Source organism: Actinoplanes octamycinicus (assembly GCF_014205225.1).
Classification (GTDB): Bacteria; Actinomycetota; Actinomycetes; order Mycobacteriales; family Micromonosporaceae; genus Actinoplanes; species Actinoplanes octamycinicus.
Window position 1 is genome coordinate 1311621 of the sequence record NZ_JACHNB010000001.1, and the last position, 13079, is coordinate 1324699.

The 13079-nt window shown below is 72.7% G+C and carries 8 protein-coding genes and 1 riboswitch; of the genes, 4 read left to right on the plus strand and 4 right to left on the minus strand.

The window, feature by feature from the left end; genetic code table 11:
- The first annotated feature begins 71 nt into the window (after nt 1-71).
- Nucleotides 72-5153, plus strand: coding sequence for an Ig-like domain-containing protein (locus tag BJY16_RS05875; protein WP_185038092.1), 5082 nt, complete (start codon nt 72-74; stop codon nt 5151-5153).
- Here the strand turns inward: BJY16_RS05875 and BJY16_RS05880 are convergent.
- Nucleotides 5090-6031: a winged helix-turn-helix transcriptional regulator gene (locus BJY16_RS05880; protein ID WP_185038093.1), complete on the minus strand. Its 942-nt coding sequence runs from the start codon at nt 6029-6031 to the stop codon at nt 5090-5092. The genes BJY16_RS05875 and BJY16_RS05880 overlap by 64 nt on opposite strands.
- A 25-nt stretch (nt 6032-6056) precedes the next feature.
- Here BJY16_RS05880 and BJY16_RS05885 point away from each other — a divergent pair, with 25 nt between their 5' ends.
- Entirely contained in the window at nt 6057-7298 is a 1242-nt protein-coding gene (locus BJY16_RS05885; RefSeq protein WP_185038094.1) for an MFS transporter, read from the plus strand.
- Between the two features lie 59 nt (nt 7299-7357).
- Here BJY16_RS05885 and groL read toward each other — a convergent pair whose 3' ends face one another.
- Entirely contained in the window at nt 7358-8980 is a 1623-nt protein-coding gene (groL, locus tag BJY16_RS05890) for a chaperonin GroEL (RefSeq protein ID WP_185038095.1), read from the minus strand.
- 377 nt (nt 8981-9357) lie between these two features.
- Here groL and BJY16_RS05895 point away from each other — a divergent pair, with 377 nt between their 5' ends.
- Both BJY16_RS05895 and BJY16_RS05900 read left to right on the plus strand, forming a co-directional pair.
- On the plus strand, nt 9358-9864 hold the full coding sequence (locus BJY16_RS05895; protein WP_185038096.1) for a GNAT family N-acetyltransferase: 507 nt from the start codon (nt 9358-9360) through the stop codon (nt 9862-9864).
- Nucleotides 9864-10316: a hypothetical protein gene (locus BJY16_RS05900; RefSeq protein ID WP_185038097.1), complete on the plus strand. Its 453-nt coding sequence runs from the start codon at nt 9864-9866 to the stop codon at nt 10314-10316. Before BJY16_RS05895 ends, BJY16_RS05900 begins: the two co-directional genes overlap by 1 nt.
- A gap of 288 nt (nt 10317-10604) precedes the next feature.
- Here BJY16_RS05900 and thrC read toward each other — a convergent pair whose 3' ends face one another.
- Nucleotides 10605-11885, minus strand: coding sequence for a threonine synthase (thrC, locus tag BJY16_RS05905; protein ID WP_185038098.1), 1281 nt, complete (start codon nt 11883-11885; stop codon nt 10605-10607).
- Nucleotides 11886-11896: 11 nt separating this feature from the next.
- Nucleotides 11897-12028: riboswitch (SAM riboswitch) on the minus strand.
- Nucleotides 12029-12106: 78 nt separating this feature from the next.
- Complete coding sequence (locus BJY16_RS05910; protein WP_185038099.1) at nt 12107-13036, minus strand: GNAT family N-acetyltransferase; 930 nt, start codon at nt 13034-13036, stop codon at nt 12107-12109.
- Nucleotides 13037-13079: the final 43 nt, after the last annotated feature.

Consider the following 13079-nt stretch of genomic DNA (forward strand, 5'->3'; position numbering starts at 1 on the left):
GCCGGTGTCACCCTGGCGGAGGAATGTGGTCCGGCCCACACACGTCACATCCAGCGATTAGCGTCCTGATCATGCATCGCACCGCGGCCGCGGTCCTGCTGGTCTGGACCGTCGTCCTGGGCTGCTGCGTGTTCCTGGTGGATCGTGGCGTGGCCGCCGCTCCGCCGGCGTTCGCGCTGCGGTTCGAGGCGAACACCAACGGCTCGATCCTGCTGCGCGGCAACGCCAGCCTGGTCTGCCCGGATCTCGACCCGGACTGCCGGGACGGCCGTGACGGGACCGGCGCGCAGCTCGACGACAACGACTTCGCGATGGTCGGCGCGGACGCCGACCACGACCTGACCACGCTGAACGACAGCACCGCCACGGTGTCGCTGCCGCCGGGCAGCACGGTGCTGTTCGCCGGGCTGTACTGGAGCGCGAACGTCACGGCGGGCCCCGCCGGGCTGCCCGCCCTGGCGCCGGCGAGCAAGAACCGGGTCCGGTTGCGCACCCCGGCGAGCGCCGCCTGGCAGCCGGTCACCGCGTCCACCGTCTACGGCACCGGCGCCCCGTACCAGGGCTTCGCCGACGTGACCGGGCTGGTCGCCGGGGCCGGCAGCGGGGTGTACGGGGTGGCCGACATCCAGGCCGGCACCGGCCAGGACCGGTACGCCGGGTGGGCGCTGGCGATCGCCTACCGCAACCCGGCCGAGGTGCTGCGGGCGCTGCGGGTCTACGACGGGCTGGGCACGGTCAGCAGCACGTCGGGGAACCTCAACATCCCGGTGAGCGGCTTCGAGACGCCGCACTCCGGCTCGGTGCGTGCCGAGGTGGGCACCGTGGCGTACGAGGGTGACCTGGGCAAGCGCGGCGACGCTCTCAAGATCAACGGGCAGATCATGTCGGACCCGGTGAACCCGGCCGACAACTACTTCAACAGCACCGCCCCGCCGGGCGGCCGGGACCCCGGTAACGCCAACCTGTTCGGCGTCGACGTCGACACCGTGGACGCGACCGACAAGCTGGGCCACGCCGCCACCTCGGCCACCCTGACGCTGACCACCAGCAGCGACACGTACTACCCGGGCGTGGTCACGTTCGCCATCGACCTGTACGCCCCGAAGCTGGTCACCACCATGACCGGCACCGACCTGAACGGCGGCAGCCTGCTCCCGGGCGACATCCTGGAGTACCGGATCGAGGTGCGCAACGACGGCAACGACACCGCCGACGGCACCGTGCTGACCGGCGCGATCCCGGCCTACACCAGTTTCGTCCCGGGCTCGGCCCGATTACGGGGCGCCCCGGTCCCGGACACGGTCACCTTCACCCTGGGTGACGTCCCGTACCAGGCGGTGGTCGTCGCGGTCTTCCAGGTCCGGGTGACCGCGAACGCTCCGGCCGGCTACGCGATCACCAACCTGGTGAACCTGAGCTACACCGGGCACACCGCCGGGGTCGGCGTCTCCGGGCTGGCCGGGACGATGGCCAGCGTGATCGCCCCGGCCCAGTCCGACCTGGCGGTCACTCTGACCGGGACGCCGGCCGCGGTGCAGCGGTCCGCGCTGCCCGCCCCGGTCGGCTACCTGATCACGGTGACCAACAACGGGCTCGGCGCGGAGCCGGACGCCCGGGCCGCACTGACCCTGCCGGCCGGGGTCAGCGCCGGGCCGCTGCCCGCCGGGTGCACCGAGTTCGGCCAGGTGGTGACGTGTCTGCTCGGGCCGCTGCTGCCGGGCACCCGGGGCACCGCGACGATCCCGGCCACGGTCCAGCCGGCCGCCGGGGCACGGCCGTCGGCCAGTCTGCTGGGGTACGGCGCCAACCCGGAGCCGACGCCCGCCGACAACACCGCCACCGCCGACGTGGTGGTGAACCTGGCGCCGCGCGCGGTCGCCGACCCGGGGCAGGCGCCCGGGACCATCGCGGTGCTCGGCAACGACGACGACCCGGACGGCATCACCGCGGCGCTCACCGTGGCGATCAGCACGCCGCCGCTGCACGGGTCGGCGATCGTGCTGGCCGGCGGGACGGTGGCGTACACGCCGGCGGCCGGGTGGGCCGGGGACGACCCGTTCACGTACACGATCACCGACGTCTGGGGCGGGAGTGACAGCGCGGTGGTGACCGTGCGTACCCCGAACGCCGGGCCGGTCGCCCTGGACGACGCGGCCGCGGTGGACACCGGCGGCACCGTGACCGTGCCGGTGACCGCCAACGACAGCGACCCGAACGGCGACCCGCTCACCGTGGTCGCGGTCACCGACCCGCACCAGGGCACGCTCAGCTTCGCCGGCGGCGGCATCACGTTCAGCCCGTTGCTCACCGTGGTCGGGCTGGTCACCTTCACGTACACGGTCAGCGACGGTCAGGCGACCACCACGGCCCAGCTCACCGTGGACGTGGCCAACGCGGTCCCGACCGCGAGCGACGACCTGGCGACGGTCGCCTACGCCGGCGCGGTCACCGTCCCGGTGCTCGGCAACGACCAGGACATCAACGGCGACACGCTGGGCGTGGTGTCGACCGGGCCGGCCGGGCACGGCACCGTGTCGATCTCCGGCCGGGACGTGGTCTACCAGGCCACCGACCCGGGCTTCTCGGGCACCGACACGTTCGACTACACGATCGACGACAACCGCAACGGCCGGGCGACGGCGACCGTCACGGTCCTCGTCGCCAACGCGCCGCCGGTGGTGGCCGACGTGGTGACCAGCACGGCATATCGGACCGCGAAGCCGCTCCCGGTGCTGGCCGGGGCGGCCGACCCGAACGGCGATCCGCTCAGCGTGATCGGCGCCACCGATCCGGCGCACGGCGTGGTGGTCCGCAACCCGGACGGCACGCTCACCTACATGCCGGACGCCGGCTGGTCAGGATCGGACAGCTTCACCTTCACCGTCGGTGACAACCGGGGCGGCACCGACACCGGCACGGTCACCGTCGTGGTGGCCAACGCGCCGCCGGTCGCCCGCCCGGACGCGGTCACCCTGCCGGCCGGCCTGCCCGCCACCATCGACGTGCTGGTCAACGACGACGACCCGAACGGCGACCCGCTCACGGTCAGCGTGGACGTCGCCCCGCTGCACGGCGTCGCGACGGTGTCCGGCGGCCGGATCGTCTTCCAGCCGGCGCCCGGCTGGTCGGGCGCCGACACGCTGCACTACACGATCACCGACGGGCGCGGCGGCACCTCCGGCGCCACGGTGACGATCGGGCTGGTCAACGCGCCCCCGACGGCCCGCCCGGACACCGCCTCGACGCCGACCGACACCGCGGTCCCGATCGCCGTGACCGCGAACGACGACGACCCGAACGGCGACCCGGTCACCCTGCTCAGCTGGACCACGGCGGCGAACGGGACGGTCGCCGCCGGGCCGGCCGGGTCGGTGATCTACACCCCGGCCGGCGGCTTCACCGGCGCCGACACGTTCAACTACACGATCACCGACCCGGCCGGGAAGCCGGCCACCGCGACGGTCACCGTGGTGGTGCGCAACGCGCCGCCGGTCCCGGTGAACGACACGTTCCGGGTCCGCGCGCAGGGGGCGACGACGCTGCCGGTGACCGGGAACGATCGTGATCCGAACATCGGGCAGACGCTCAGCGTGGTCGCCGCCGGGCCGGCCGGGCGGGGCGCCGTCACGGTCAGCGGGCCGCTGACGGTGGATTACACGCCGCTGCCGGGAACGGTCACCGACACGTTCGACTACACGCTCACCGACGATCTCGGCGGCACCGGCACGGCGACCGTCACGGTCGTCGTGGACGCCGCGCCGGTCGCGGCCGACGACGCCGCGGAGACCGGGGCGGGCGGACCGGTGGTGATCGACGCGCTGGCCAACGACACCGACCCGGCCGGTGACCCGCTGACTGTCACGTCGGCCGGGCCGGCCGCGCACGGCACGGTCACGGTGCAGGCGGACGGCCGGATCCGGTACCTGCCGGCGGCCGGGTTCGCCGGGGCCGAGATCTTCCGGTATGTCATCCGCGACCCGCTCGGCAACACCGCACAGGCCCAGGTCACCGTGCTGGTCCGGGCCGCCCCGGCGGTGCTGCCGGACGTCGCGGCGGTGCGCGCCGGGCAGCAGGTCTCCGTGGACGTGCTGGCCAACGACACCGCGGCGATCCCGGGTGGCCTGACGATCACCGCGGTCAGCGCTCCGGCGCGGGGCACCGCGACGCGGTCCGGCGGCACGGTCCGCTACGCGGCGCCGGTCAACTGGACCGGACAGGACGATTTCCGGTACGCCGTCCGTGACGCCCTGGGCGGCACCGCCGAGGCGACCGTGACGGTGCTGGTCACCGACGTGACACCGCTGGCGGTGGCGGACTCACGGTTCACGCCGTACCGCAGAGCCGTGTCGATCCCGGTGCTCGCCAACGACCTGGACGAGACCGGCAGCCTCGAGGTGGAGGCGGTCACCCGGCCGGACCACGGCACCGCGACCGTGGACCGCCCGGACGCGGTCACCTACGTCCCGCCGGACGACTTCTCCGGGGTGGCGAGCTTCGTGTACACGGCGGGGGACGCGGTCGGGCACCGGACCTCGGCGACCGTGACGGTCGTGGTCGGGCCGCCGCCGGCGGTGCCGGACAAGGCGGTGACCACGCCGCCCGGGCAACCGGCCGGAATCCCGCTGCCCGCGGTCGACGGGCAGGGCCGCCCGGTGGTGGACCGGCGGATCACCCAGCCGGCGCACGGCAGCGCGCGGCTCAACTCGGACGGCTCGGTGACCTACACGCCCGACCCGGGGTTCGTCGGCGAGGACCGCTTCACCTACGAGATCGTCGACGCGGACGGCAACGTCGCCCTGGGCACGGTGGTGGTGACCGTCCCGCCGCCGTCCTCCCCCGCGCCGTCCGCCTCCCCGTCGCCGCCGGCGCCCAGCCCCGCGTCGCCGAGCCCGTCGCCGTCCCGCTCCACCGCGCCGTCGCCGAGCCCGGCCCGCCCGACCGCCAGCGTCCCGGCCGCGCCGCCGCCGGTCCGGCCCGTGCCACCGCCGCCCGGTCCCGGCCCGGCACTGCCGACGACCGGCATGCCGGGGCCGTCGCCGCGGAGCGTGACGGCGGCGGCGGCCGGGCTCACGCTGCTCGGGATGGCGCTTTACACGGCCGCGCCACGGGTCGGCCGACGCGGGTCGCGGGGCGGGCGCTCCGGGCGTACCTGAACGGGGGTCCGGTCGGTGACCGCGAGCAGCATCGCGTCGACCGACGCGGCCGGGTCGGTGACCGGGAACTGGACCTCGCGGATCGTGCCGGCCGGGTCGACCAGCATGGTCAGACGCTTGAGCCGGTCGGCGCCGCCGGCCCGGAAGGTGGGCAGGCGCAGCGCCGCGGCGAGCCGGCCGTCGGCGTCGGAGAGCAGGTCATAGGGCAGGGCGGCGTGGCTCGCGAAGGCGGCCAGCTGGTCCGGGCGCTGGGTGCTGACGCCCCGGATCCGGGCGCCGGCCGCGACGAACCGGTCGTGGCGGGCGGCGTAGGTGGTCGCCTCCAGGGTGCAGCCGCGGGTGCCGGGAATGTCCGTCCAGCGCGGCGGATAGCCCTGCGACTCCGGAGCGAAGGCGCCGGGGAAGCAGAACAGCACGGTCCAGGCGCCCGGCTCGGCGGGGCGGGCCGGTGCGCCGTCCTGCCGGGGCAGGGTCAGCTCCGGCAGCGCGCGTCCGAGCAGGGACCGCACCCGGCGCTGCTCGGCCGAGCCCTCCTCGGCGGTGGCGGTCAGCGAGCCGTCGCCGAGCACGTAGCGGTCGCCCCACTCCTGCAGGGTGAGCAGCACCGGGAGCAGGCCCTCGCCCTTGGCGGTGAGCAGGTAGTCGTGGCGGGGCGGGCGGTCGGTGTAGCGCCGGCGCTCCAGCACGCCGTGCTCGACCAGGGCGGCGAGCCGCTCGGCCAGGGCGCGGCGGCTCATCCCGAGCTCTTTCTGCAGCGCGTCGAAGCGGGTCACCCCGCCGGCCACGTCCCGCACGATCAGGAACGTCCACCAGTCGGTCAGCACCCCGAGGGCCTGGGTGATTCCGCAATCCACGTCTGTCAGGTCGACCTGCCTCACGGCCACCACTATAGTGCGTTCCATTATGAAACTTACTACGTTCTGGCGCTGGTGGACGGCGGGCGCGACGAGCCAGCTCGGTTCCGCGGTGGGCTCGGTGGCCCTGCCGCTGACCGCGCTGACCGTGCTGCACGCCTCCGCCCTCGAGATGGGACTGATCACCGCCGCGACCTACCTGGCCTACCTGCTGATCAGCCTGCCGGCCGGCGTGATCGTGCAGCGTCTGCCGCTGCGCGGCTTCCAGGTCGGTGCGGACCTGACCCGGGCGCTCGCGGTGGCCTCGATCCCGCTCGCCTGGTGGCTGGACGCGCTCTCGGTGACGCAGTTGATCGTGGTGGCCCTGGTGATCAGCTTCGGCGACGTGCTCTTCGACGTGGCCAACCAGACGTTCCTGCCGACGATCGTGCCGGCCGCCCAGCTCCAGGCGCGGAACAGCCTGACCTCCGGCACCCACGCGGCCACCCAGCTCGGCGGCCCGTCACTGGGCGGGCTCGCGGTCCAGGTGTTCGGACCGGTGCCGACCCTGCTGGTCGACGCGGTCAGCTACCTGTTCTCCGGCGCGCTGCTCGGCTCGCTGCCGGCCCGCCGCACCGAGGCGCCGACCGGCGACCGGACCCCGATGGCCGCGCTGATCCGCGAGGGCTGGCGCTACGTCACCCGGCACCCGATCATCGGTCCCGGCATGTGGGTGGCCACCTCGGTCAACTTCGTCTGCGGGGCGCAGATGGCGCTCTTTGCCTACTACCTGGTCCGCGACCTGCACGCCGCGCCCGGCCTGGTCGGCCTGCTGCTCGCCGCCGAAGGCGTGGGCACACTGATCGGGGCGGCGCTGACCACCCGGTTCACCGCCCGGTTCGGCACCGCCCGCGGGCTGATCATCGTGGGCTTCACCGGGGTGGCCGGGGCGCTGCTCATCCCGCTGGGCGCCGGAGCCGCCGGCTACCTGGCCTTCGCCACCGGGAACCTGATCTTCGCGGCCTCGGTGGTGGTGCTGAGCGTGACCACCCGGACCTACCGGATGACGCAGAGCCCGCCCGAGCTGCTGTCCCGGGTGATCGCGACGGTGAAGTTCGTGTCCTGGGGCGCGATCCCGCTCGGCGGCCTGCTCGCCGGGGCGCTGGCCGGTCCGCTCGGCGCCCGGACCACCCTGCTGATCTTCGGGGCGCTGACCGCGATCTGCCCGGTGATCTACCTGCTCTCCCCGGTGCGCGGGCTGCGCGACCTCACCGATCACGCCGCCGCCGGGCGGGAGATGCAACCGGCCTGAGACACGGAACGGGCGGGCCGCTCGCGCGACCCGCCCGGTTCTGTCTGTTACGGCTGGACTCAGAAGTCCATGTCGCCGCCGCCGGGGCCGGCCGGCGCAGCCGGGGTCTTCTCCGGCTTGTCGGCCACGACGGCCTCGGTGGTGAGGAACAGCGCGGCGATCGACGCGGCGTTCTGCAGCGCCGAGCGGGTCACCTTGGCCGGGTCGATGATGCCCGCGGCCAGCAGGTCCACGTACTCACCGTTCGCGGCGTTGAGACCGTAACCGGCCTCCAGGTTGCGCACCTTCTCCACGACGACGCCGCCCTCGAGGCCGGCGTTCACCGCGATCTGGCGCAGCGGGGCGTCCAGCGCGACCTTGACGATGTTGGCACCGGTGGCCTCGTCGCCGGACAGGTCCAGCTTGTCGAACGCGGTCTTGCCGGCCTGCACCAGCGCGACGCCACCACCCGGGACGATGCCCTCCTCGACGGCCGCCTTCGCGTTGCGAACGGCGTCCTCGATGCGGTGCTTGCGCTCCTTGAGCTCGACCTCGGTGGCCGCGCCGACCTTGATCACCGCAACGCCGCCGGCCAGCTTGGCCAGACGCTCCTGCAGCTTCTCACGGTCGTAGTCGGAGTCCGAGCGCTCGATCTCGGCGCGGATCTGGTTGACCCGGCCCTGGATCTGCTCGGCGTTGCCGGCACCGTCGACGATGGTGGTCTCGTCCTTGGTGATGACGACCTTGCGGGCCTGGCCCAGCAGGGACAGGTCGGCGGCGTCCAGCTTGAGGCCGACCTCCTCGCTGATGACCGCGCCACCGGTGAGGATGGCGATGTCCTCGAGCATGGCCTTGCGGCGGTCACCGAAGCCCGGGGCCTTGACGGCGACGGACTTGAAGGTGCCACGGACCTTGTTGACGACCAGGGTGGCCAGGGCCTCGCCCTCGACGTCCTCGGCGATGATGATCAGCGGCTTGCCGGACTGCATGACCTTCTCGAGGACCGGGAGCAGGTCCTTGACCGCGGAGATCTTGCTGTTGGCGATCAGGATGTAGGGGTCGTCGAAGACGGCCTCCATCCGCTCGGCGTCGGTCATGAAGTACGCCGAGATGTAGCCCTTGTCGAAGCGCATACCCTCGGTGAGCTCGAGCTCCAGGCCGAAGGTGTTGCTCTCCTCGACGGTGATGACGCCTTCCTTGCCGACCTTGTCCATGGCCTCGGCGATGATCTCGCCGACCGTGGTGTCACCGGCGGAGATGGACGCGGTGGAGGCGATCTGCTCCTTGGTCTCCACGTCCTTGGCCAGCTGCTGCAGGCCCTCGGAGACGCTGGCCACGGCGGCCTCGATGCCCCGCTTCAGGGCCATCGGGTTCGCGCCCGCGGCGACGTTCCGCAGACCCTCGCGGACCAGGGCCTGGGCCAGGACGGTCGCCGTCGTCGTGCCGTCACCGGCGACGTCGTCGGTCTTCTTGGCGACCTCCTTGACCAGCTCGGCGCCGATCTTCTCGTACGAGTCCTCGAGCTCGATCTCCTTGGCGATGGATACACCATCGTTGGTGATCGTGGGGGCGCCCCACTTCTTCTCGAGGACCACGTTGCGGCCCTTCGGGCCGAGGGTCACCTTGACCGCGTCGGCGAGCTGGTTCATGCCCCGCTCGAGGCCCCGGCGAGCCTCCTCGTCGAATGCGATGATCTTGGCCATACGGCGTTGTCCTCCCGGACATCCGCGGTTTCGGGCCGAGGGCCCGTCCCCGCACACTGAGGAAGTCTGTGGACGTCACCACCTGGCGATGTGACGTCCTCAGGCCGAGCCGGATAGCCCGCGACGACCGGTTTCGTGCCGCGGCGCCGATGGCGGCGACGCGACCGGAACCCCACCGTCCCGACCTGCTGGCACTCACGGGTCGCGAGTGCCAATCACTTGTTTAGCACTCCCGGGTACCGAGTGCAAGAAACCCCATCTTCCCGCGAAACCCTCGGGTGCGGTCCGGAATCCGGCTAAAGATCTTCATGCGCAGCTCAGGACGGTTTTGCGGCAAGACGGTTGTGGCCGGCCGCCGCGACGAGTAATGAGGACGCATGGAGAACTGGACCGTGCGCCGGGTCACCCCCCGGGACGCCGGACGGATGCGCGCCCTGCGGCTCGAGATGCTCGCGGACAGTCCCCTCGCCTTCCTGGAGACCCTGGCCCAGGCCGCCGCCCGCTCGCACGAGGGCTACGCGCAGCGGCTCGGCATGTCGGCCGACGGCCCGGAGCTGTCCCAGTTCATCGCCGACCCGGGTGACGGGCCGCTGCTCGGGCACGCCGGCGGCACCGCGATCCCGGACGAGCCACACGTCACGGTGGTCTTCTCGGTCTATCTGACGCCGGCCGTCCGGGGCGGCAAACTGCTCGCCCAGCTGGTCGACGCGGTCGCCGACTGGTCCACCGCGGCCGGGCGGCACGAGCTGATGCTCGAGGTGGTGGTCGGCAACGGGCGGGCCGTCCGGGCGTACGAGAAGCTGGGTTTCCAGGACACCGGGGTGCGCCTGCCGCACCCGACCGTGCCGGTCCTGACCCAGCTGCAGATGCGCCGGAGGATGTGATGTCACCCCGGCGCTGGCATGTCACCCGGACGGTGCTCACCGCGGCGAACGGGACCACCGGCGCCGGGCTGCTGCTCGCCCTGGCCACCCGCACGAAGATCCGGCGCGGCCGGGACGGCGTGCTGATCGCCGAGGGGTGGAAACTGCCGATGCCGCCGGCGTCCTGCTTCACGGTCGGCTCGGTGATCATCACCCGGCGGTCGGCGGAGTGGCTGCTGGCCGAGGAGCGGGCCGCGCTGCTGGCGCACGAGAGCCGGCACGCCGGGCAGTACGCGGTGCTCGGGCCACTCTTCTGGCCGGCTTACTGGGTCGCTTGTGGCTGGTCCTACGTGGCGACCGGATCCTTCGGCGTGCGGAATTACTTCGAACGCCGGGCCGGGCTGCGCGACGGCGGCTATCCGGAGGATCTGCCACTGCGACCCTGGGTGGAGCGGGTGTTCCGCCGCCGCTGAGACCGGCCATCCGGGGCCGCTGAGACGGCCTAACGCGGCCGCTGAGACTCGGCCCGCCGCCACCGGTGAGATTTGGTCGGGAGGACGGACGCACAACGCCTCCGGCACGAAGCCATTGGGTCAGCGTTGGGTCGTTGGGTCCCTCGGAGATTGTCGCCAAGCTCAGGTGAGGGGCCACTTACGGCGTCGCGTCCTCCCGCGACAAGCATCCTGCCGATCCGGAGATCGGCGCGCAAGTCCTCGGAGGAAGGAATATTCGACAACCGGCAGATGTCCGGTTACTGTCCGCTATCCGAGCAGGCCGGCCTCGCGCGCGCCGCGCAGCGACGGCTTGATCCGGTGGGTCGGGCCGACCTCGGCGGAGATCGCGTCCAGCGTCTTCAGACCCTCGCCGGTGTTGTAGACGACCGTCTCCTTCGCCGGGTCCAGCTTGCCGCTCTCCACCAGCTTCTTCAGCACCGCGACGGTGGTGCCGCCGGCGGTCTCGGCGAAGACGCCGGTGGTCTCGGCGAGCAGCCGGATGCCCTCCCGGATCTCCGCGTCGTCCGCGTAGTCCATCCAGCCGCCGGTGCGGCGGACCGCCTCGATCGCGTACGGCCCGGCGGCCGGGTCGCCGATGTTCAGCGACTTGGCGATGCCGGTCGGCTTGACCGGGGTGATCACGTCGGTGTCGTTGTGCAGCGCCACCGCGATCGGGTTGCAGCCGGCCGACTGCGCGCCGAAGACCGTCCAGCCGCCCGCCGGCGCCTCGGCCAGTCCGATCTCGACCAGCTCGCTGAACGCCTTGTCCACCTTGGTGAGCAGCTCGCCGGAGGCCATCGGGATGACCACCTGGGCCGGGATCCGCCAGCCGAGCTGCTCGGCCACCTCGTAGCCCAGGGTCTTGGAGCCCTCGGCGTAGAACGGCCGCACGTTCACGTTCACGAACGCGGTGTCCTCGAACTCGTCGGTCTCCACCAGCTCGCTGCACAGCCGGTTCACGTCGTCGTAGGAGCCCTCGATGGCGACCAGCTCACCGCCGTAGACCGCGGTGGTGACGACCTTGCCCTGCTCCAGGTCGGACGGGATGAAGACGATGCTGGGCACGCCGGCCCGGGCCGCGTGGGCGGCCACCGAGTTGGCCAGGTTGCCGGTGGAGGCGCAGGAGAACCGCTTGAAGCCCAGCTCCTTGGCGGCGGTCAGGGCCACCGAGACGACCCGGTCCTTGAACGAATGGGTCGGGTTCTGCGAGTCGTCCTTCACCCAGAGCGGGGCGGTGATGCCCAGGCGCTCGGCCAGTGCCGGGGCGCTGACCAGCGGGGTCAGGCCGGGGTCCAGGGTCACTCGGGTGGCCGGGTCCTGGCCGGCCGGCAGCAGCGCGGCGTAACGCCAGATGTTCTGCGGGCCCGCCTCGATCTCGGCCCGGGTCACCCGCGCGAGCGCGGCCTCGTCGTAGGCCACCTCGAGCGGGCCGAAACACTCGAAACAGGCGTGCTGCGCGGCGAGCGGGTACTCCGCGCTGCACGCGCGGCAGATCAGGCCGCGGGCCGGCGAAGTGGTAGCAGTGGGTGTGGTGACGGCAGACGTCATCGAGGCCTTCCCTCTCATCTTTCCCGGCGGCGACCTGCCTCGGGACGGAATTAGCACCTGCCGCGCGCGGCCTCGTCCTCGAGACATACGCGGTGGTTGCCGGGGCTTCACAGGGCCGTTCCCTCTGCCCCTCTGGATGAGGTATTCAGTTGTTTCCCGAAGCTTACGACGAGATCTCGGCAAGTCCACACCGAGTTCCCGAGGTGTGAGCGACCTCCTTCCTATCGGCCGCCGCTTGACTGCTCCAAGGATCCGACGCAGGAGAACTGGCTGGCGACCGGGCGGTACCCCAGCCGCGTGTTGACCGCCAGCATCGGCAGGTTCGCCTCGTCGTTGCTGGTGAACGCGCGAGTCACGCCGGTCGCGGCGGCTCGCCGCAGGGCCACGCTCTTGACCAGCCGAGCCAGGCCGCGGCCGCGGTGGCCGGGGGCGGTGGCGGTCATGTCCGACCAGACCCGGTCGCCGTCACGGACCAGCAGGGAGAACGACACGATCTCGCCGGCCACCAGGGCCGCGGTGCTGCAGTCGTGGTCGAGGCCGGGGTTCTGCCAGATGTCGTACCGCCAGGACTCGAACGAGGGTGGCTGCGGGGCGACGTCGCCGGGCTCGTCGGCGGCGGCGACGACGTCGGCGGCGTAGAGCTCCTCGGCGGTCGTCTCGCGCAGCGCGATCAGCCGGACGCCGTCCGGCACCCGGTCCGCCGGCACGCCGTCCAGGGCGGCCAGCTCCAGCGCGGAATAGCGCAGCTCACGGACCGGCTCGAAGCCGCGGCGCCGGGCGAACGGCAGCGCCTGCGGGGTGGCGGTGACCGCGGCCCGGCGGACGCCGGCCGCGCGCAGATGACCGGCGGCCGCCGCGAACAGGGCGCCGCCGATCCCCCGGCCACGGGCCGTGGGATGCACCTGGAGCAGCGAGATCTGCCCGAAGTCCGGCTCCGTCGTCCGCACCTTCCGATAGGCCGACACCCAGCCGACCGGCTCGCCGTCCCGCTCGGCGACGAACGCCGCCCAGTCCTCGCCCGGCGGCGGCTCGGCGATCATCAGCCGGGTCCGGGCCACGCCGCGGACCAGATAGGGATGGACCGTCGCGCCGAGCGTGACCACGGCGGCGGCGTCGTCCGGCCGGGCGGGGCGGATGCTGAAGTCGGCCATCGGCCGATCCTCGGCCCCCCGGGACCGGCCGGTCAACGCCTTT

What these genes read in the sequence shown, in the direction of transcription:
- thrC (WP_185038098.1), bottom strand. Translation starts at nt 11,885, where the DNA reads ATGACGTCTGCCGTCACCACACCCACTGCTACCACTTCGCCGGCCCGC.
- BJY16_RS05885 (WP_185038094.1), top strand. Translation starts at nt 6,057, where the DNA reads ATGAAACTTACTACGTTCTGGCGCTGGTGGACGGCGGGCGCGACGAGC.
- BJY16_RS05910 (WP_185038099.1), bottom strand. Translation starts at nt 13,036, where the DNA reads ATGGCCGACTTCAGCATCCGCCCCGCCCGGCCGGACGACGCCGCCGCC.
- BJY16_RS05900 (WP_185038097.1), top strand. Translation starts at nt 9,864, where the DNA reads ATGTCACCCCGGCGCTGGCATGTCACCCGGACGGTGCTCACCGCGGCG.
- BJY16_RS05875 (WP_185038092.1), top strand. Translation starts at nt 72, where the DNA reads ATGCATCGCACCGCGGCCGCGGTCCTGCTGGTCTGGACCGTCGTCCTG.
- groL (WP_185038095.1), bottom strand. Translation starts at nt 8,980, where the DNA reads ATGGCCAAGATCATCGCATTCGACGAGGAGGCTCGCCGGGGCCTCGAG.
- BJY16_RS05895 (WP_185038096.1), top strand. Translation starts at nt 9,358, where the DNA reads ATGGAGAACTGGACCGTGCGCCGGGTCACCCCCCGGGACGCCGGACGG.